Raw genomic sequence first — 19093 nt, 5'->3', positions numbered from 1 at the left:
CGCGCTGTTCGTTCAGGGGCTCAGGGTGAGGGGATCAGTGAGCGGAGCTTCTCGCGGGTCTCGGGGTCTGTCGAGTAGATGATCGTGCCGATCATGCCCCGGGTCAGCAGCACCTTGTAGGTGTTGCGGACCAGGCGGTCGACGTCCTCGTCCGGGGTGGCCCTGGTGAGGGACGGGTCCTTGGACGCCGTTCGGTCCACGACCCAGCGGTCGGTCCGCCAGACGAGGTCCGGGCCCATGATCACGCCGGACCAGTCGTACTCGAAGCCCTGTGCCGTGTAGACGCAGCCGACCTGGCCGAACCCCGCAGGGTCGGTCGCCCACAACGGTGCTGGCGGGGCGCCGAGCAGGGAGCGGTCGCCTGCCAAGTTCCACGGCTTCGCCCAGTCGCCGACGACCACGTCGGCCGGCAGCTCTGTCATGCTCGGCGTGATCTTCGTTGTCCACTTCCAGCAGTAGCCCGCGGACAGCCGGGCCCCGTAGTCCTCGGCGTGCCGCGCGGTCAGGAACGCCTCCAGTTCCTGAGAGCTCTCGGCCGTAAGCAACCGCACCTTGCCGTCGGGCTCCCACTCCAGGGGTCCGTCACCCTCCAGCCCCAGGAGCCCGGTCACCCAGCGCAGGTAGCCGTCGCTGCCCCCGCACCGGAACTGGCTGTCCAGCTCCACCACCGTGCACTCCAGCCCCTGCTCGGCCGCCGCCTCGCGGATCTCCTCCACAGTTCCCATCTCGCCCGGGCGGACCACCTGGTGCTGGTCCAGGAGGAACACCGGCACCCGGGCCGCGTCGATCAGCTCCGCCACCTGGGGACGGCCGGTGCGCAGGGCGGCCCTGGTGTACCGGTTCGCGGAGGTCTTCCGGAGCCGGTGGGCCTCATCGCAGACGAGGACGTCCAGATCGTTGGGCTCGGCCTCCATGAAGCTGTTGAAGTAGCGGAACAGCTTCTGCACCTCGGGCTTGCGGGCTCCCGCGACCTTGCGCATCGTCTTGGTGAACGACTGCGAGCCCGTCGCGTGGAGGGCGGGCACCCCGCGCCGGTACAGGTCGCCGAGCAGGGACAGGGCGATCACGCTCTTGCCGGAGCCCGGGCCGCCGGCCACCACGACCACCTGCTTGTGGTGGGACCGCCGTGCCTTCCTCACCGCCGACATCACGGTCTCGTAGGCGAGCCGCTGCTCACCCAGGAGCACGAACTGCTCCCGGTTGCGGACCTCTTCCGCGGCCACGGCCATCAGCTGCTTGGAGGGCCTGACCTTGCCCTGGAGCAGGGCGTCGGCAGCGTCGCTGCCGGGCTTCGGCGCCAGCACCGAGCGCAGGTAGTCCATGAACGCGCCGCGCTGCTCACCGGTGAACATCCTGCCCCGGCGGTCCTCCGTGACGGCGCGCAGTCCGGCCACGCCGAACTCGGTCGCGTTGTGCAGGTACGCCACGCCGGTGATCGACTCCGGCGCTCGCTCCAGGGCCCCGTTGAACGACACCAGGTAGTCGCAGTAGCCGCGTACCTGCTCGATCGGGTTGAGGACGGGTTCCGCGTACGCGTCGACGCGGCACCGCACGGGGTCGTCCTCCTCCGGCTCGGCGTTGCTCCACTGCTTCAACTCGACCACGACGTAGGACGGTCCGCCGGTGGCCGGATGGACGCCGGCGAGTATCACGTCCGCCCGCTTGCTCGTCAGGGGGAGCCCGTACTCCAGCAGCATCTCCACATCGCCGAGTCCGGCCTCGACCAGCGTGTTGGTGAGTGCCGGGATGCTGCGTTCCCAGGAGCGGACCTCCGCGGGGTGCGGCCGGTGGCGGTGCTTGTGCAGGAAGTTCTTGCTCAGCAGCTCTGCCAGTCGTCCTTCGAGGTGGGTGCGGGTGGCCAAAGACGCCGCGGACTCACGGAACAGCAAGGGAACGCCCCCAGGCAGCACGAAGTAGCTCGTGCGGGTGGGGGCATGTCCTTCAGTTCCGCGGAAGCGGAGCGGAAGCCCGGCGGGCCGCTGAGATGGTCACCGCAATCCTAGGGCAGGGGCCGGAGGCGGTTCCTGGGGGCGGGACGAAGCGGTGGGGGCGGGTGTGCCGGGGGCCGGGTCCCGAGAGGCCCCGGCGCAGCTCCCGACCGCAGCCCGCAGCCCCGCGAAGTCGGTCCGCACGGGTGCGAGGCGGAGAAGGCTGGAGAGGCCGATGGTCTTCTGGGTCGGGCAGCGGCTGTTCAGCACCTTCGTGGGCAGGACGTAGAAGGTCCACTGGTCCAGGTCCAGGGGGTCGAGCGTCCGCTTGTCCTCGTGGTGCAGCAGGCAGAAGACATAGACGTCCGAGGAGCGCAGCGCCTCCAGTGCGGAGGTGCCTGTGCGGGCGTCCCAGGAGACGGTGGGCGCGATGCCGAACGTGGGGACGGACGGCCGGGACTGGGCCCACGACTGGAGGTACGCGGTCGACTTGACCTCGACGCGCCACTCCTCGGGTGTCCGGACGTCGACGGCGTCCCACTCGGTGCGGACGCCGGCGGCCGCACCGAGTGCCATGGCCACCAGGTACTCGGCCAGCACGCCGCGCATGGTGTTGCCCGCCAGGTCCGAGCACGCCCAGCTCCAGAAGTCGGCCAGCGCGGCCACGCGTTCGCCGTCGACCCGGATCGGCTCGTCTCCGCTGCGGCGCGAGACGGGCAGCGGGTCGAGAGGGGAGTTCATGTGGTCCTCCAGTCCTCGGGCTGGTGGGGGCACGCGAGGGTCATAGGATGATGCTGCAAAATCACAGCACGGCGCTGGGGGAACCATGGACGAACTGATCGAGTTCAAGACGGACAGCGGTGCCTCGGTCGTGGTCGCCGTCGCGGAGCAGAGCCGTGGTGCCCGGCCGGTCTCCCGCGGGGACGGCGTGCTGAGGCAGGCGGGGCAGACCTTCAACGGCGCCCTGGAGAGCATCCACACCGCGGCCGAGTCGGCGCTGCGCGTCTTCCGTGACGGTGAGCTCAAGCCCGACACCGTCGAGATCGAGTTCGGTGTGAAGCTCACCGCCGAGGCGGGCGCGGTGATCGCCAAGACGTCCATGGAAGGGCACCTCGTCGTGAAGCTGAGCTGGACGCCGTCCGCCGGGACGACCTCGGCTGGTTGATGAGCTCCAAGTCCTGGCAGGTGCGGGTCACCACCACCGCCGATGTGGGTTCCGGCTTCCTGGTGACCGAACGTCATGTACTCACCTGTGCGCACGTCGTGGACGGCGCGGAGCACGTCGACGTGACGTTCGCCCAGCACCCGGACCTGTCGCCTCGCCGCGCGACCGTGATCGCCACCGGCGAGTGGCGCCGGGACGGCGAGGACCGTGGCGACGTCGCGGTGCTCGAACTCGAACGGCCGATGGGCGTGACCCCGGCCCGGTTCGCCACCGTGCACGCACCGCTCGCCCATCAGGCGGTCCGGCTGACCGCGTACGGGTTCCCCCGTGGGTACGACGAGGGCATCCTCGGTGAGTTCCGGAGCACCAGCGACCAGCTGATCGCGGGGGAGTGGCTTCAGCTGGAGGCCTGGACGGGCCACGGCGCACCGCTGGAAGAGGGGTTCAGCGGAGCCGCGGTCGTCCGGGAGGACACCGGCGAGGTGGTGGGCATGGTGACCGCCCGCCACCCGGAGGGCGGCGGTGGGCGCATGCTCCCCGTCAGAGCGCTCGTCCGCCGCTGGCCCGACGCGGCCGATCTGGTGCCCGTGCCCGACCACAAGCCCGGCTCCGTGGCCGCCCTGCGCGATCTCGTCCAGCGGTGCGCAGACGACCACGCCCCCGAGACGGCGTACCTGAGCGTCATGGAGAAGCTGTCGCCGCTGCCTCCGCCTCCGCCCGCCGGTGGCTTCCTCTCCCTCTGGGACGTGGCCTGGTTCCTACTGACGGAGGTCGAGCCGGCACCGGGGACCGCCCCGTGGGCTGATTTCGCGGCGTACCTCGCCGGCCGTTCCCCGGACCCGGCCGTCCGGCGCGGGCTGCTGGCCTGGGCCGAGGAGCACGGGGCGGGGACCGCCCCCCGAGAATCGTGGGCGCCGGATCCGATGACGTGGTCCCCGATCCTCGTCGAGATCGAACGCAGCGGCTCCGACCGCGACACGTACCTCGTCTCGGTCCACGCGGTCCGGGACGGGCGGGCGCGGCTCGTGGCCAGCACCACCCTCGCCCGGGGGCGCGTGCAGGAGTACGTGAGGGAGCACCTCGGCCACGCCTTCGCGCACATCGACCGTGAGAACGGTGACGAGCTCATCGCGTTCGCGGTTCCGGGAGACTGGCTCGGCGAACCCGTCGACGAGTGGCATACCAGCGCGGACGACGCGGCTCCGCTGGGGTGCTCCTCGCCGGTCGTAGTGATGGACCTGAGGCGTCGCCGGGAGTCCAGGCTCCAGTTCAGGCTCCAGAAGGCCTGGGAGACCCTCGACCGCCGGACGGAGGGCGCCGCTTGGCACCGGGTGGAGTGCGACAGCTTCCAGGATCCCGCCAAGCTCACCGTCAGGCTCCGTCTGCTGGAGACGACCGCCGTGGGATACGGGGCGCCGCTCTCCTCCGAGCGGTCGCGCGACCTGTTGCGGGCGAGTCTGAACGCGGCGGTTCCCGTCGTCGTCTGGTCAAGGGCCGGCTGCTCCGACCGCCACGATGAGGCCACCGCGGCTGAGTACGCCTGCACGGGCGCCCGCTTCCTCGACGCCCTGCAGGAACAGCTCGCGTCCGTGCCGCTGGCCGAACTCCCGCGCCGGGTGCACACCCTGCGGCAAGAGGCGTACCTGGCCGACGAGCACTGGGCCACCGGTCTGACCCTCGTCTGGGAGGACCCCCGGTGCTTCCCCGAGACGCACGTCTACACACAATCACCGATCTTCTGAGCGAAACCGTACGAGCTGGAGAACTCCCATGTCCCTGTGGCCTGTGTACACCGGCACGGACGAGCCGCACGACGGTGTGTCCCGCCTGCCCGACCCTCCCCCCTGGCGTGCCTTCGACGGCGGACCGCCCCTGCCCTCCCCGTCGGGCGGGGACGACTCCGTATCGCGCGACCGGAAGCACCGGGCCGGCACCTACCGGGCGACCCGGGAGAGCGTCGACCTGGTGAACGCGGCCATGGTTCTGCGCCGGCCGCTGCTCATCACAGGCCCGCCCGGCAGCGGCAAGTCATCGCTGCCCTACGCCGTGGCAAGGGAGCTGAAGCTGGGACCCGTACTGCGCTGGAACATCACCAGCCGCAGCACCCTTCAGGACGGTCTCTACCAGTACGACCCGATGGCCCGCCTCTACGCCGCCAGCAGGGGCGCGGGACGCACGTCACCTGGGGAGCCCGGCGATGGGAACCCCACGGGTGACGCCATCGAGGACCACCTGAGGCTCGGCCCGCTGGGAACCGCCCTGCTCCCCTACGAGCGGCCCCGCGTCCTGCTCATCGACGAGATCGACAAGAGCGACCTCGACCTGCCGAACGACCTGCTCAACGTACTGGAGGAGGGACAGTACGAGATCCCCGAGCTGGTGCGCGCCGCCGAACACACGCCCACGACACGGTTGATGGCCGCGGGCGGCGAGGACCGCGTCACCGTGGAACAGGGTCTCGTGCGCTGCCGGGCGTTCCCGTTCATCGTGCTCACCAGCAACGGCGAGCGGGAGTTTCCTCCCGCCTTCCTGCGCAGATGCGTCCCCCTGCACCTCAGCCGGCCCGATCGGCGCCACCTGGAGGCGATCGTGCGGGCGCACCTGGGGGACCTGAACGGGGAGACGACGCAGATGATCGCCACGTTCCTGGAGCGCCGCAGTACTGGGGAACTCGCCACCGATCAGCTGCTCAACGCCATCTACCTGTCGCGCGTCCCCGGTCTGACGACCGAGTCCCGCGAGGCACTGGCCGCCTCCCTGATGACCCATCTCGGCCCGGCCTCCGAGTTCCATGACTTCTGATCCTGGCCGACCGGGCCGGCCCTCGTCCCCGTCCGACCCGGACGGCTCCTCGTCCGCGTCCGATACCGGCGGCCCCCCGTCGCCGTCCGAATTCACGCGTCTCCTCGACGTCCTGCACCGGGCCGGGGGCCAGGGTGTCACCGCGACGGAGATCGCCGAGTTGATCTGGCTGGCGCGCCACGGCGGCGCGTCGGCACCAGCCTCCGAGCCGGGAGCGCAGGAGCCGACACCAGAGGCGGAGTCGGCCCCGTCGGGCGCGGCGGCTGAACCCGCCGCGGCCCCAGAGCCCTCGCGAGCGTCGGCCGACGGGCCGGGGACCCAGCTGTCGCCACGGTCCGACGAGGAACCGTCGGGCGAGGGCGGGGACGAGGAGCGGTACAGATCGTTCCTGGCGCCGCTGCCGCCCATGCTGGCGTATCCGCTTGCGCTCCAGCGTGCCCTGCGGCCACTACGGCGGCAGGTGCCTTCGCGCCTGAACAGGGAGCTGGACGAGCGGAGCACGGCCTACCGCATCGCCCGTCAAGGCGCCCTGCCCGGTACCTGGCTGCCCGTGCTCCGGGCGAAGCCCGAGCGCTGGCTGACCCTCTACCTTGTGTACGACGCGGGGCCGACGATGCCCATGTGGCGCCCGTTGTGGCGGGAGCTCCACCGTGTCCTGGGGCAGACGGGCGCGTTCCGAGGGGTCAGGCTGCTGGCCCTCACCGAGGACGGCCGCCTCCGGCAGTCCCCCGGTGGCCGCCCGGCCGCGCTGCCGCCGCGCGACGGCCGCGCCGCGGCGCTCGTCCTCAGTGATTGCAGCGGCCCCCACTGGTACGCCGGCCACGAGGCGACCGCGCGCTGGTACGGAGTCCTGGGCCGGTGGGCGCGCACGATGCCGGTGGCCGTCGTCCAGCCCCTCCCGGAGCGGCTGTGGCGCCGCACCGCACTCCCCGGTACGGCGGGTCTGCTCGCGGCGAGGGGACCGGCCGCCGCCAACTCCGCTCTCCGTTTCACCCCGTACGAGCCGACGGGCGAGGAACACTCGGGGCTGCCGCTGCCGCTTCTGGAACCCTCCGCGCGCTGGTTCGCGCACTGGGCGGAACTCGTGGCGGGGAGCACCGGGACGGAGGTGCCCGGAGTGGCCGCCCTGCTGCCCGCCGGTCTTTCGGTGACCCCGCTCGAACGCGGCGGCGTCGAGGCCGCTTCGCTCTCGCCCGAGGAACTCGTCCTCGACTTCCGCGCCCATGCCTCTCCGCAGGCCCTCCGTCTCGCGACCCATCTGGCCGCGGGCGAACCGATCCTTCCCGTCATGCGATTGGTCCACGCCGTCACAGAGGCGCGGCCGGAACCGCAGCACTTGGCCGAGGTCGTCCTGAGCGGCCTGCTCACGACCGCTCCCGGAAGGCCGGCCTCCTCAGGCCACTACGCCTTCCGCCCGGGTGTGCGGGAGGTGCTGTCACGGGCCGTGCCCCGCTCCACCGCGGCGCGGATCGGCGCCGCTATCCAGCGGTACGCCGGGGCTGGACCAGGGGAGTTCCCGGTCGTGGCGCGCGACGAGGACGGCGACGGGACGAAGGGGCGCCCGGAGGGGGAGCCCGTGGCGGTGGTGACCGATGAGACGGTCCGGAAGCTGGGCGGCAGCCCGGACCGGGCCCTAGGCGAGGACGGGAGGGACACGGGCACCGGTGGTCCCGGCTCCCTCATCGACGGGCGCTATCGGCTGGTCGAACGACGTCACGCCGGACCGACCTCCGATCTCTGGCGGACGATGGACGAGGCGCGGGACCAGGAAGCCACGCTCAAGCTCTTCCACGCGCCGGTGGAGGACGGGACCGGACGGCAGGCCTTCTTGGTCGACGCGGAGCTGCTGGCGGCGACCGACATCGGGGGACTGGCGCGCGTTACCGGTTTCGGATTCCACGAGGGCCGTCCCTACGCGGTGACGGACCCCATCGAGGGGGAGCCGTTCGAGGACCTGCTCGACCCTGTCGCCAGGCCCCTGACCTGGGAGTCGGTCCGGGCGATCGGCGGACAGCTCATCGAGATCCTCGACGCCCTGCACCGAAACGGCCTTCCGCATCTGGACCTCGACGCGGCGACCCTGGTAAGGCGCCACGACGGGCGGGTGGTCGTCGTCGATCCCGGCCTAGGCGTCCACAGCCTGCCGGGCGACCGCGGTGACGCGTACAGGCGATGGACGGCCCCCCCGCCCGCGTACCGCTCGCCCGAGCAGCTCTTCGGACGGCAGGTCGATCACCGAAGCGACCTGTACGCGCTCGGCTGTCTGTTCTACGCGATGGTCACCGGGGCCGCTCCCGCCCTGACCCACCACGCCGTGCGCAACGCGTGGGCGCACGGAGGTCCGCATCCCGGGCCGGAGTTCCACTCCGTCCACCCGCCCGGTTTCGACGCGCTCGTCACCGACCTGCTCGCCGCCCGGCCCGAGGACCGGCCCGCCGATGCGCAGACGGTGAAGGCGAGGCTCATGAGCGTGCCCGCGGACGACCCGGAACTGACAGCGGTCGCCGGGACCGTGCTGGCCCTGGATCCGGACGGCACTCGCATGGGCCGGGTCCTGCGGGACACCATCGACTCCGTCCTCGATGGTGAGCGGACCGGCCGCTACGACTGGACGGACCTCTTCAAGACGGAGAGGACGCACCTTGGGACGCTGGTGGAGGTCGCCGTCCAGCGCGAGTTCGGATTCGACAACGGGGACGCGATGGACTACCGGATCGCGGGGGTGGAGGTGGACTGCAAGTACTCTCAGCGGTTCGGTGGATGGATGATCCCGCCCGAGGCCGAGGGCCACCTGTGTCTGCTGGTGTGGGCGGACGACCACGAGAGCCGTTGGAGCGTCGGACTGGTGCGCGCCGCCAGGGAACGGCTCAGCGGCGGCTCGAACCGGGACAGGAAGGCTACGGTCAGGGCCGAGCGCCGCGACGAGATTGTCTGGCTCTGGCGCGACGCGGACCTGCCGGAGAACGTCCTCCTGCACATCCCGGCCGAGGACCGCGCCGCCATTCTCGCGCACGCGTCCGGTCAGCGACGGCTCGACGAGTTGTTCCGGCGGGTGCAGCGGCGCCGGATCGGGCGGAACACGGTCCGTACCGTTGCACAGCAGAAGGACTACATGAAGCGGGTCCGCGGGAACGGCGGGTCGCGCTCCAGGCTCCGGCCCCACGGGATCGTCGTCCTCGGCGACTACCGGTCCCATCAGGAGATCGCCCGCGGACTTGGACTTCCCATCCCCCGGGAAGGGGAGTTCGTCAGTGTCCGGCTGGTGAGGGCCGTTCCCGGCGATGACCGGCCCTTCGTGGAGTTCGACGGCGCGCGGTGGTCGGCGGCGTCCCCCGAGGACCCCGTCGTCACGGCACCCGAACTTCCCTCCAGCCTCGGACGGGTGGGAGACGAAGGAGCGTGAGCAGTCTTCTGTGACCACCGTCACCCCCGTGGTCCGTGGTGTCTCTACGGTGGGGGCGCTGGATCAGCCGCCGGGTTCCGTCGCTTCTTTGGTGAAGGGCGGGCTTCAGTGGACTGCGAGAGCCTCGTGTTGTGTGCGGCCGGTATGGAGGAACGTGCCGCCGAGTTCGTGGAGCGGGTGGGGGTGCGTCTGCCCCTCGACTACTCCGTGTGCTGGTGATCGCGGCTGGCGTGCAGGATTCCATTGTCGGCGCCCACCTCCTGGACCAGGTCGCCCCCGCACACCCGGGCATCCGCAAGGTCTGGGTCGACGGCGGCTACCGCCAGCACCTCGTCGAGCACGTCGCGACCCTCGGCATCGACATGGAGATCACCGCCCGCAAGCCCGGGACCAGGTGCTTCACCCCGATACCGAAACGATGGGCGGTGTAGCGGGCCTATGGCTGGCTCATGCTGAACCGCCGCCTGGCCCGCGATTACGAAGCCCTGCCCACACGCCCCGAAGCCATGATCCACCTCGCCATGACCCGCCGCCTGACCAGCGAGAACATCATCTCCTGGCGCGACCCGAAGGAGACCACAGAAACATCCCACCTCGGGATGAAACATTGGAAGAAAACGACCTCTAAGTCCCGGGTCGTAGCCGCTGGGGCCCATGGGCGCCGGTAAACCGGTAAACCCGCCGGAGGGCCGACCCTGCCGACGCTCAGGTCCTCCGTGCTGCGACGAAAGGCGACCACGCTTACCGGGGAGGCGGAGCGGAGCCGTTCGTCGAAAGTGCCGGGAATCAGGCCCGGGTCCCGGCGAGGGCGGTCGAATGCCTCCGGGTGCCGGAGCAGGCGGCCTCGACATGCGTGTCGGGCGAGCAGTACTCACCTTCGGGCTTGATCCTCCGCAGCAGCGGCGCGTTGTTCGTCGGCTCCGATTTTTCGAAGGCCGAGGCCCAGCGCCTGACCGACCTACTTGACGTGGGGCAAGCCCGCGACCGGCTGTTTTGTTACCTGCTCAGTCGATGTCCGGATCATCGACCTCTTCGAGGAGACGGGTTGCGAGGTCGTCGGCCCACTCCAGGGCCCAAGCACGGAGAGCGGTGATCATGGCGTCATCGAGCCCATAGGCGGCGAAGGCTTCGTCGTCGGTCCACTCGGCTCCGGCGAGGTTTGCCTGCAGGTCTTCGCGCTCGAAGCGGTCGCGGGCGTGGCGGCGCCCGAATTCTTCGAGATCGGCAGTGCTCCAGCGGCGGGAGGCTGCGAACACGTCGATCAAGTCACGAGGCGCTCCGCGGTCAGCGAGGGCGCGGACCTTGGTCCCGATCATGTCCTCCTCCGCGAGGACGGGCCCATACGGGCTCTGGGCGACCGGGCGCCAGAAGATTTCCCTGAGGATGTCGACCTCGCAGTCCTGCCCGGCAGCCGGGTCGGTGACGGTGAAGCGGGCCGACAGCGGGGCGATCTCCAGCGCACGCACCTTCCAGGCCGGCGCGCAGCGTAGCCGCGATGTCGGTTATGAGTGCCGGGTTCTCGGTGTCAACGTCGAGGTACGGCAGCGAGCTGGTCGTGGCGGTCTGTTCCGCCCGAAGAGGTGCTGGATGGTTAGTTATGACGCTCGTTTGATGCTCTGGGCGCCCTCACGCCGGGCAGCGATCTGTGAAACCGGCTCTGACCTGGGAATTCTCAGGAATCGCTCAGCCTAATAGCTTTCCGATGACGCACCACGTGGAGTGCGTGGCGATCCTGGAGCCGGTGAAGAAGGACGCCTGACCTGCTGTTCCGGAAGGCCAGACGGACGACGTGGGAGCACGCCGCGGCCGAAGGTGAGGGTGATGCCGATCTCGACGCGTGGCGGGCCGTCCACCGTCGCTTCTGGAGCGGTGCGGGTAGTACCCCGGTCGAGGACGACACCCTCGTGGTCTGTCTGGCCTTTCGGGCTGCGGGCCGCCCGGCCGGGGCGGCGTTCCCGGCCTGACCCGTCGATTCGGGCGGGCCGTTCGGTGGTCTCCGGATCGATGAAGCGGTCGGGTGCTCATCGCCCCATGCCCGTGAGCCCGTCGCCCAGGATGCTCGCGCCCAGGAGGATGAGGACGACGACCATGATCACCGTGCTGTTGGTGACCATGAACCGACGCACGTCGTCCAGGAACGACCTGGCCGGTTCCCCGCCGACGAGGTGGGCGACGACCGCGCCGACGACGGTGCAGGAGCCGAGGATCACGTAGACGGTCACGGCGACGGCGAAGTCCGCGCCGTGTACGTCGGTTTCCACGATCTCCGTGACGGCCGAGGCCGTCAGCACGAAGTTCTTCGGATTGGCGCCGGACAGCAGGACGCCCAGCGTCAGGGACCGCCCGGCCGTCGCCTCGCCGAGCGAGGCCATCCAGCGCGGTTCGTCGACCTCGGCACCTGCTCGCGGCCGCCGTGACCACTTGCGGACCCCCAGCACGATGAGGGCCGCTCCGGCGGCCACCCGCAGCCAGTCGGCGACCGCCGACGACGTGCTCTCCGGGTCGTCGGCACCTCTGAACACCACGGCCACCAGTACGGCCACGACCGTGAGCCCGGCGACCCAGCCGGCCGCGAACAGCGGACCGTTGCGGCGGCCGTGCCGCCCGGCCAGGAGCAGCACCACGCCCACCACCGGGAACGGGCTGATTCCCACCGCCAGCGCCGCCGGCAGTACGGCCCCGATCGCCTCGACCAGCACCTGCTGCCCCTTTCCGTACCGGTGCATCAGTCAGTGACACTGTCGACCAACGAGCGGCGGGCCGCAAAGCGACGGCCGTGTCCCGGCCCCCCTCGCGTCCCGGAAACGGCAACAGAGATTGTTCAGGTTTCGGGTGGGCCGCACCCTGGCGGCGGAGGTGATCGCCATGACCGGCGCCCACAAGGAAAGCAGTGTCCGAACCTCGTACGACGTGATCGTCATAGGCGGCGGGGCGGGTGGGCTCAACGCCGCGCTCGTGCTCGCGCGGGCGCGGCGCAGTGTCGCCGTCGTCGACGCCGGGGAGCCCCGTAACGCTCCCTCGGCCCATATGCACGGCTTCCTCTCCCGTGACGGAGTGTCGCCGCTGACCGTGCTCGAGACCGGGCGGGCCGAGATCGCGCGCTACGGGGCCGTGCGGGTCGAGGGCCGTGTCGACCAGGTCGAGGCGCGGGACGAGGGGGGCTTCGTCGTGCGACTCGACGGGGGTGCCTCGCTCGGCGCGCGGCACGTCGTGCTCGCCACCGGGCTGCGCGACCAGCTGCCCGAGGTCCCCGGAGTGCGGGCCCTGTGGGGTGGGGACGTGCACTTCTGCCCCTACTGCCACGGTTACGAGGTGCGCGACCAGCGGATCGTCGTGCTCGGGGTCCATCCGGCCTCCGCCGGGCAGGCGCTGCTGCTCCGGCAGTGGTCGCACGACGTCGTGTACGTCTCCCACGACCGGCCGCTCAGCGAGGACGAGCGTGAGCTCATGGACGCCCGCGGGGTCCAGGTGGTCGAGGAATCCGTGACCACCCTGCTGAGCAAGGACGGGCGGCTGCACGCCGTCGAGCTCTCCGACGGGCGCACCGTCGACTGCGCCGGTGTCTTCCTCTTCCCGAAGATGAGTCCGAACGACTCCGCCTTCGACGGGCTCGGCTGCGAGCGCGACGAGCAGGGCTGGCTGGTCACCGACCGCGCCGGGCGCACGAGTCGGCCGGGTCTCTGGGCCGTCGGCAACGTCGTGGACTCCCGCGCCCAGGCCGTCACCGCGGCCGGCATGGGTGCCGCGGCCGCGTTCGCGCTCAACCACGACCTCGTGGACGAGGAGATTCAGAGGGATCTCGACGCCCATCGGACCTCGCGGGCCGACGGGGCCGTTTCCGTCGTCTGATTCTCCGCCTTCCGGCGTTCGTCCCCGCGCTGCCTCCCCCTCCTCGCCCGTCTCCGGCTCAGTCGCCGGAGGCGGGCGTTCGGCCTGTCGGCCTGGCGCGGATGTGCATGCGCTCGCCCTGGCGTCCGAACAGGCTGAGCACCTCGACCGAGCCCTGTCCCGTGCTGCCGAACCAGTGCGGCAGCCGGGTGTCGAACTCGGCCACCTCGCCCGGATCCAGGACGATGTCGTGGTCGGCCAGGACGAGCCGGAGCCGCCCGGAGAGCACGTACAGCCACTCGTATCCCTCGTGGGTGCACAGCTCCGGGGTGTCGCGGCTCGCCGGGAGGACCATCTTGTAGCTCTGCAGCGGGCCGGGCTGCCGGGTCAGCGGCAGCACCGTGTTGCCGTTCACCGCGTGCGGCTTGAGCCGGACCCTCGGGTCGCCCACCTCGGGGGCGCCGACCAGTTCGTCGATCGGGACCTGGTGGGCCTGGGCGATGGGCAGCAGCAGTTCCAGGCTGGGGCGGCGCTGGCCGGCCTCCAGGCGCGAGAGGGTGCTCTTGGAGATTCCGGTGACCTCCGACAGGGCGGCGAGGGTGACACCGCGGGCGGTACGCAACCGCTTCAGTCGGGGACCTACGGCGGACAGGGCCTGGGCGATGGACGAGGGCTGCTCCACGTCGTCATTACATGCACTTGTTCCGGAATTCGCAACGAGAGGTGCTGTTTTCGGACGCACCCCCATCCCGGTCCCCACGTGTGCGCCCCGTCCGTCGCGCGGCGGGGGTGGGGCGCGCGGCGGACGGGGCGGGTCTTGCGGGCAGGAGTTCGCGGCAGAGGACCTGCGTCGTAGGCCTTGCCTCAGAGCGCCTTGCGTCGGAGGACCTGTCTCACAGGCCCAGCGAGCGGCCGATCAGCTCCTTCATCACCTCCGTCGTCCCGCCGTGGATGGTCTGCACCCGGCTGTTGGCCCACTCGCGGGGAGATCGTGCTCTCCTTGAGGTAGCCGAAACCGCCGTGGATCTGGAGGCAGCGGTGGGCGATGTCCACCCTGGAGTTCGGTCGTCCACCACTTCACCTTCGCGGCGTCCGTCACCGACAGGCTGCCCGCGTCGAGTTCGGTGACGCAGTGGTCGTGAAAGACCAGGGCGATCGTCAGTTCGGCTTTCATCGTGCCCAGTTGGAAGCGGCTGTGCTGGAACGTGTCGATCGGCCGGCCGAAGGCCTCGCGGGTCTTCGCGTACTCCAGCGTGTCGGCGAGCATCCGTCCCGCCGCTCCCACCGCCACCGTCGCGACGCTGAGCCGTTCCCGGGGCAGTCCGGCCATCATGTAGGCGAGGCCCGTGTTCTCCTTGCCGATCAGGTTCTCGGCCGGCCCCGGCAGGCGTCGAAGAACAGCTCGCAGGTGTCGCCGGCGTGCCGGCCGAGCTTCTCCATGCGCCGGCCGCGGGTCAGGCCGGGCGTGCCGCGCTCCACCGCCAGCAGGCTGAAGCCCTGGGCGCCGCGGTCGGGGGCGGTCTTCGCGGCGACCACGACGACGTCGGCGTTCTCGCCGTCGGTGATGACGGTGAATCAGTTGTCCGCGACCGCCCGGGCGTTCGCGGTGGCGCTCGCGCTCGCTGTCGCGCTCGCGGGCCCGGTGTCGCGGGCGGCCCGGTTGCGGGCCATCGTGCGCTCGACCAGCACGACCGGGATCGTGAGGACGGCGAGTCCCGCACCCAGCCACGGGATCGAGGTCAGACCGGCACCGGCGCCGAGCGCCACGCCCGCGAGGACGGGGACCACGCTGATGCCGAGCTGGAACATGGAGACGGCGGTGGCACCGGCGAGCGTCGGCGCCCCCGCCGCCACGGTGAACACCCGCCCGTAGACCGCCGGGTTGAGGACGAAGCCGGCGACGCCCAGGAGCAGGACCAGGGGGACGACGGCCACGGCGTGGTCGGCGAGGAGCGCGAGCAGCACGGAGCAGACGAGGATCCCGCCGGCCCCGACGAGCAGGGCGTGGTGGGGGCGCCCGTCGGCGATCCGACCGCCGATGGAGAGCCCGATGAAGGCCCCGACGCCGAAGAGGACGAGGACGCCGGGCACCCACACGGAGTCGACACCGGTGACGTCCGTGAGGAAGGCCGTGAGGTAGTTGTACGAGATCATGTACGCGGCGGTGCTGAGCAGGGTCGCGGCGTACACCACCCACAGCTGCGGCTGTCGCATCGTCCGCAGCTCACGCTTCACGCTGGGCTCCTGGGCCGCCTTGGTGGCCGGCACGGCGACGATCGTGGCGATCGCGCCCAGCGCGGTGAGCGCGACCACCGCCCAGAAACCGCCCTGCCAGCCGGTGAAGTGGCTGAGGAAGGCGCCGGCCGGGCCACCCGCGACCATCGCGATGCTGAGGCCGCTGACCACCACGCCGGAGGCCCGGGCGGTGCGGTCGGGGGTCACGAGGGAGATCGCGGTGACCGCGGCGACCGCCCAGAACCCGGCGTACGCCAGGCCGATCAGGAAGCGGGTGACGAGCAGCACGGTGAAGTCGTCGGTCAGCAGACCGACGGCCACCCCGGCCGCGAACACGGCCTGCGAGATCACCAGGGTCGTACGGCGCGGCCAGCGCAGGGTCAGCACCGCGAGCGGCGGGCCGCCGATCACCACGCCGATGGCGAAGGCCGAGATGAGGGCACCGGCGGACGACAGCGAGATGTCGAGGTCGTCGGCGATGTCCGGGAGGACACCGGCGAGCAGGAACTCGGCGCTGCCCATCGCGAACAGGCTGAACGCGAGCAGATAGACGGCGAGCGGCAGCCTGCCGTTGGCCTTCGGGACGGTGGCCTCGTGCGGTTCGGTCCGGACGCTCATCGGTGGCCACCCTCCGGCTGGGTGACGGCGAGGTTGGGGCTCGGGGCGAGGTGTGGGACGGCGGTGGGGCGCGGGGTGGCGGTGGGGCGCGGGGGGACACGTCGCACGGCCCCGGGGGTGGCCAAACGCATGAGCGGACTCCTCGTTCTGACGGTTCGGGCATACGGATCAGGGCGGGTGCGCGCCGGTCTGCCGGCCTCGGCGGTCCGCCGGATCGTGGTGATCACCAGTGACGCCCATGCTGGAACCGGGCTGCGCGGAAGGACAACATTTGTTGCCGATACCGGGACGCGGAGGGGCCCCGCCGGCCGGTGGATCACTCCTCACCGGGTACGCCCCCGCCCCAGCCCCACTTCTTGATGGTGGTAGGACGGGTGGGGCCGACGTCCGGCTGGGAGTTGGCCATCGCGCGGCGCGAGCCGAACTCGATGTCACCGACGAAGGCGGGCGGAACTGGGCGTCCTCGGACAGCCCCACTTCGTCCATCGCCGTCAGCATCAGCTCCACCCGGCGGGCCCGCTGCTCGGGCTTGATGGCCCGGCCCCGATGCCGGGAGACCATGTGGGGGTAGCCGCCGTGCCGCTCGGTGTAGTGCGTCGGACCGCCGAGCACCTCGCCGAGGAAGGTCCGGCACCTGAAGACACCCGGCCCACGAGCCCCCGGCGCCTGAAGGCACCGGGCCCCGGAGTCCCCGGCGCCTGAAGACACCCGGCCCACGAGCCCCCGGCGCCTGAAGGCACCGGGCCCCGGAGTCCCCGGCGCCTGAAGACGCCCGGCCCCGGTGACCCTTGTGCGTCAGGGTTCGATCAGGCCCACCCGGATCGCGTACCGGGTCAGCTCCAGGCGGTCACGCATGCCGAGCTTCTGGAGGAGGTTGGCGCGGTGGCGTTCCACCGTCTTCGGGCTGATGACGAGGAGATCGCCGATCTCCTTGGAGCTGTGGCCCTCCGCGACCAGCTTGAGGATCTCCTCCTCGCGCTCCGTCACGGCCTTGTCCGGCAGGGGCCTGCCCTGCTCGGCGCGGTCGAGGTAGGTGCGGATCAGGGCCGTCTCCGCGCCGGGGTAGATGAAGGGCTCGTCGCGGACCGCCGCCCGGCAGGCCTCCACCAGGTCGCGGTCCGCCACCGACTTCAGGACGTAGCCGCTCGCGCCTGCCTTCAGGGCCTCGAAGAAGTACTGCTCGTTGTCGTACATCGTGAGGATCAGGATCCTCAGCTCCGGCTGGAGGCGGCTCAGTTCGCGGGCCGCCTGCAGGCCCGTCATACGGGGCATCGAGATGTCCAGGACAGCCAGGTCGACGGACTCGGAGCGGGCCAGGGCCACCGCCTCCGCGCCGTCCGCCGCCTCCGCGACGACCGTCAGGTCGGGCTCCGCGTCCAGGATCAGGCGTACTCCGCCGCGGACCAGCGCGTGGTCGTCCGCGAGGAGGATCCGGGTGGGGGGCGGGACTGCCGGGGCCGCGGGGGGTGTGGGGTCCGTCATGGCGTCGCCTCAGCGCTCGGTGTGCTCAAGTGGACTTCCGTACCGCCGTCCTCGCCTTCGCGGATCGTCAGCTCCGCGCCGATCAGCAGGGCTCGTTCCCGCATGCCGCTGAGGCCCGCGCCGTCCGGCGCCCGGCCGATTCCCCGGCCGTCGTCCTTGACCAGGAGGCCGACCCCGCCGTGGGGCAGCCGGCGCAGCCGCAGATCCACCCGGGCCGCGCCCGCGTGCCGGGCCGTGTTGGTGAGCCCCTCCTGCGCCACGCGGTAGAGCACCAGCTCCGTCGCGTGGTCGAGCTTCGGCAGGCCCGACTCGATGTGGGCCCGTACCGTCAGGCCCGGCGTCGAGAACTCCGAGGCCAGCGATCTGAGCGCGCTGTGCAGCCCCAGCTCCTCCAGCACCCCCGGGCGCAGTCGGCGCGCGATGCGGCGGATCTCGTCCAGGCTCGTCCGGGTCGTCTCCTGCGCCTGGTGGAGTTCGGTGCGCAGCTCCTCCGGAGCGTGGTTCGCGGCGTGCTTCAGCTGGAGCAGTACCGCCGTGAGGGTCTGCCCCACCTCGTCGTGCAGCTCCTGCGCGATCCGCCGCCGCTCCTCCTCCTGCGCGGAGAGGACCCGGGCGGTGCTCACGGCTCGCTCGGCCTCCAGCCGGTCGAGCATCGTGTTGAACGTACGCGTCAGGTCGGCGAGCTCGCCGCGCCCCGCCACCGCCGCCCGCCGCCCCGGCCTCAGCAGGTCCGCGGTCCGCATCGCCCGGGTGAGGCGCTGGAGCGGCGCCAGGCCGAGCCGCAGCAGGAACGCGTTCGCGAGGAGCATCCCGACGAGACCCGCCACGAGCACGATCGCCTCACCCAGGAGAACGGGCGTGGAGACGGTGACCGGGCCCAGCAACAGCAGGACGGCGACGACAAGCACCGAGGCGTCGAGAAGGAAGATGCGCCAGTACAGCGACACGGTTGCGACTCTCTCCCTTTGCCTGCTCCGGGGCTCTGACCTGCGGCGGGATCCATGTCCCCGCCTCATCCTGACCAGTTTCCGGTGCCTTGTCCATCCGTGCCGACACCCATGTTCCGGGCCTCCCGACGGGTGGCACGATGGCCCCCGACCACCGACCTGATCACCCTTTGACATGACAATGGAAGGGACGGGCCCTTGCCTGCTCCGCGGATGAGAACGACACCCCTGCCCGGCATAGGCGTCCAGTACGACCTCACCACCCGGGAGCACCGCCAACTGTCGGTCATCGCGCACCGCGACGGAACCCGGACCGTGAACGTCTACCGGGGCGACGACCCCGACGCCTGCGCGCAGTCGCTCCACCTCACCGAGGCCGAGACCGCCTCGCTGATCGACGCGCTGCTCCCCGCGCACCACAGCCCCAACGTCCTGCACACCACCGACCTGGGGCTCGTCGCCGAACGCATCGAGCTGTCCGCCCACTCGTACTGGAACGGGCGGCTGCTCGGCGAGACGCGGATGCGCACCGACGCCGGCGCCTCGATCGTCGCCGTACTGCGCCGCTCCGGGGCCGTACCGTCCCCGACGCCCGCCTTCCGGTTCGCCGGCGGCGACACCCTCATCGTCATCGGCACCCGCGAGGGCGTCGACGCGGCCGCCGCGATCCTCGGTCGGGAGTGAG

General features: G+C 71.2%; 17 protein-coding genes and 2 pseudogenes. 8 read left to right on the top strand and 11 right to left on the bottom strand.

The genetic code is table 11. The features are described from left to right. Positions 1–20 precede the first annotated feature (20 nt). Both ACIP8Z_RS29455 and ACIP8Z_RS29450 read right to left on the bottom strand, forming a co-directional pair. Positions 21–1889: a DNA/RNA helicase domain-containing protein gene (locus ACIP8Z_RS29455; protein ID WP_402088763.1), complete on the bottom strand. Its 1869-nt coding sequence runs from the start codon at positions 1887–1889 to the stop codon at positions 21–23. Positions 1890–1988: 99 nt separating this feature from the next. Continuing rightward, entirely contained in the window at positions 1989–2669 is a 681-nt protein-coding gene (locus tag ACIP8Z_RS29450; protein WP_402088760.1) for a hypothetical protein, read from the bottom strand. Between the two features lie 85 nt (positions 2670–2754). On the opposite strand from ACIP8Z_RS29450, the gene ACIP8Z_RS29445 reads away from it, so the two are divergent. The 5 genes and pseudogenes from ACIP8Z_RS29445 to ACIP8Z_RS29425 form a co-directional block, all read left to right on the top strand. Next, positions 2755–3093 (top strand): CU044_2847 family protein, encoded by a 339-nt coding sequence (locus tag ACIP8Z_RS29445; RefSeq protein ID WP_402088759.1) that lies wholly within the window; start codon positions 2755–2757, stop codon positions 3091–3093. Next, positions 3093–4835, top strand: a complete 1743-nt coding sequence (locus tag ACIP8Z_RS29440; RefSeq protein ID WP_402088757.1) for a trypsin-like peptidase domain-containing protein — start codon at positions 3093–3095, stop codon at positions 4833–4835. Before ACIP8Z_RS29445 ends, ACIP8Z_RS29440 begins: the two co-directional genes overlap by 1 nt. Positions 4836–4863: 28 nt before the next feature. Then, entirely contained in the window at positions 4864–5895 is a 1032-nt protein-coding gene (locus tag ACIP8Z_RS29435) for an AAA family ATPase (protein WP_402088754.1), read from the top strand. Then, positions 5885–9298 (top strand): NaeI family type II restriction endonuclease, encoded by a 3414-nt coding sequence (locus tag ACIP8Z_RS29430; protein ID WP_402088752.1) that lies wholly within the window; start codon positions 5885–5887, stop codon positions 9296–9298. Before ACIP8Z_RS29435 ends, ACIP8Z_RS29430 begins: the two co-directional genes overlap by 11 nt. A gap of 200 nt (positions 9299–9498) precedes the next feature. After that, positions 9499–9882: pseudogene (locus tag ACIP8Z_RS29425) on the top strand (transposase); the annotation flags it as partial. Positions 9883–10302: 420 nt separating this feature from the next. Here the strand turns inward: ACIP8Z_RS29425 and ACIP8Z_RS29420 are convergent. Then, a pseudogene (locus ACIP8Z_RS29420) lies at positions 10303–10834 on the bottom strand (nucleotidyl transferase AbiEii/AbiGii toxin family protein); the annotation flags it as partial. A gap of 224 nt (positions 10835–11058) precedes the next feature. On the opposite strand from ACIP8Z_RS29420, the gene ACIP8Z_RS29415 reads away from it, so the two are divergent. Next, positions 11059–11262: an ASCH domain-containing protein gene (locus tag ACIP8Z_RS29415; RefSeq protein ID WP_402088899.1), complete on the top strand. Its 204-nt coding sequence runs from the start codon at positions 11059–11061 to the stop codon at positions 11260–11262. Between the two features lie 57 nt (positions 11263–11319). Here the strand turns inward: ACIP8Z_RS29415 and ACIP8Z_RS29410 are convergent, their stop codons facing one another. After that, on the bottom strand, positions 11320–12024 hold the full coding sequence (locus ACIP8Z_RS29410) for a GAP family protein (RefSeq protein ID WP_402088750.1): 705 nt from the start codon (positions 12022–12024) through the stop codon (positions 11320–11322). Between the two features lie 106 nt (positions 12025–12130). Here ACIP8Z_RS29410 and ACIP8Z_RS29405 point away from each other — a divergent pair, with 106 nt between their 5' ends. Next, positions 12131–13147 carry an NAD(P)/FAD-dependent oxidoreductase gene (locus ACIP8Z_RS29405; protein WP_402088747.1) on the top strand — a complete coding sequence of 339 codons (1017 nt, stop codon included), beginning with the start codon at positions 12131–12133 and terminating at the stop codon, positions 13145–13147. Between the two features lie 58 nt (positions 13148–13205). Here the strand turns inward: ACIP8Z_RS29405 and ACIP8Z_RS29400 are convergent, their stop codons facing one another. The 7 genes from ACIP8Z_RS29400 to ACIP8Z_RS29370 all read right to left on the bottom strand — a co-directional run bounded on the left by ACIP8Z_RS29400 (position 13206) and on the right by ACIP8Z_RS29370 (position 18408). Next, complete coding sequence (locus ACIP8Z_RS29400; RefSeq protein ID WP_402088745.1) at positions 13206–13808, bottom strand: helix-turn-helix domain-containing protein; 603 nt, start codon at positions 13806–13808, stop codon at positions 13206–13208. A 246-nt stretch (positions 13809–14054) separates the two neighbouring features. Then, a complete protein-coding gene (locus ACIP8Z_RS29395; RefSeq protein WP_402088896.1) occupies positions 14055–14456 on the bottom strand; it encodes an acyl-CoA dehydrogenase family protein in 402 nt (133 codons plus the stop codon). A gap of 32 nt (positions 14457–14488) precedes the next feature. After that, the gene (locus tag ACIP8Z_RS29390) at positions 14489–14662 is read right to left on the bottom strand and encodes a hypothetical protein (protein WP_402088743.1); all 174 of its coding nucleotides are present in this window, start codon (positions 14660–14662) and stop codon (positions 14489–14491) included. 39 nt (positions 14663–14701) lie between these two features. After that, on the bottom strand, positions 14702–15979 hold the full coding sequence (locus tag ACIP8Z_RS29385; protein WP_402088740.1) for a Cmx/CmrA family chloramphenicol efflux MFS transporter: 1278 nt from the start codon (positions 15977–15979) through the stop codon (positions 14702–14704). A 168-nt stretch (positions 15980–16147) separates the two neighbouring features. Beyond that, on the bottom strand, positions 16148–16591 hold the full coding sequence (locus tag ACIP8Z_RS29380; protein WP_402088738.1) for a hypothetical protein: 444 nt from the start codon (positions 16589–16591) through the stop codon (positions 16148–16150). A 183-nt stretch (positions 16592–16774) separates the two neighbouring features. Then, positions 16775–17461 carry a response regulator gene (locus ACIP8Z_RS29375; RefSeq protein ID WP_402088735.1) on the bottom strand — a complete coding sequence of 229 codons (687 nt, stop codon included), beginning with the start codon at positions 17459–17461 and terminating at the stop codon, positions 16775–16777. Next, positions 17458–18408: a histidine kinase gene (locus ACIP8Z_RS29370; RefSeq protein WP_402088732.1), complete on the bottom strand. Its 951-nt coding sequence runs from the start codon at positions 18406–18408 to the stop codon at positions 17458–17460. The genes ACIP8Z_RS29375 and ACIP8Z_RS29370 overlap by 4 nt, the downstream gene beginning before the upstream one ends. A 213-nt stretch (positions 18409–18621) precedes the next feature. Between ACIP8Z_RS29370 and ACIP8Z_RS29365 the strand changes: the two genes are divergently transcribed. Beyond that, complete coding sequence (locus tag ACIP8Z_RS29365) at positions 18622–19092, top strand: cation:proton antiporter regulatory subunit (RefSeq protein ID WP_073906505.1); 471 nt, start codon at positions 18622–18624, stop codon at positions 19090–19092. Position 19093: the final 1 nt, after the last annotated feature.

Source organism: Streptomyces sp. NPDC088553 (assembly GCF_044752965.1).
GTDB lineage: Bacteria > Actinomycetota > Actinomycetes > Streptomycetales > Streptomycetaceae > Streptomyces.
Note: the sequence above shows the minus strand (reverse complement) of the source record. Positions and strands in the feature narration are given on the sequence as shown.